This is a genomic window from Aeromonas aquatilis, assembly GCF_054052405.1.
Window position 1 is genome coordinate 1 of the sequence record NZ_JBSTYP010000160.1, and the last position, 634, is coordinate 634.

General features: G+C 51.6%; 1 protein-coding gene. It reads left to right on the top strand.

Annotated features, from left to right (window positions below; translation table 11 throughout):
- The coding region (locus tag ACW5W8_RS23790) for a TniB family NTP-binding protein (RefSeq protein ID WP_498630877.1) at positions 1-413 on the top strand (413 nt) is incomplete at its 5' end.
- Positions 414-634 lie beyond the last annotated feature (221 nt).

Here is a 634-nt window from a genome sequence, read left to right on the forward strand (position 1 = left end):
CCATCTTCGTGGACGAGGCCGATTACGTGGTCGGTAATGCCCGCATCATGGAGACCCTGCGCGATATCTACGATGCCACCGAACAACCCCTAATCCTGGTCGGGATGGAAGAGATTGCCCGCCGGATTAGCCAGCGCAAGCAGCTGTTTAACCGTATCTCCCAATGGATTGAGTTCAAACCGGCCGATCTCGATGACGTGTCCCTGATTGCCAGCGAAATGCTGGAGGTGGATGTGGAAATTGACGATGCCTTGCTGGATCTCATTCGCAAACGTTCCAACGGGGTGGTTCGTACCATCGTCTCAGCCCTCGACAAGATCGAGAAGATGGCTATGGCTTCTGACACTCACATCATCCGTCTGGAAGATGTAGACGCCAGCGACTTGCTGCATGACGTGCGCCGTAGCCGTTAGCGGTGTTAATGCACTGCGATAAAAGCAAAGAGCACGGGAGGGATACCAGTGGTTCAGACAAAAAACGAAACCAAAACAGAGTTCGCCTGGAATTGGATCTGTCAGCAAGAGAGCTTCTCTGTGCAAGAGGTCATCTGAGGTATCCTGATTTTCACAGACAGTCCCGATTGTTACGATGAGACAATCGGGGGTATTGAATGAAATCGAGAGAACACTATTCA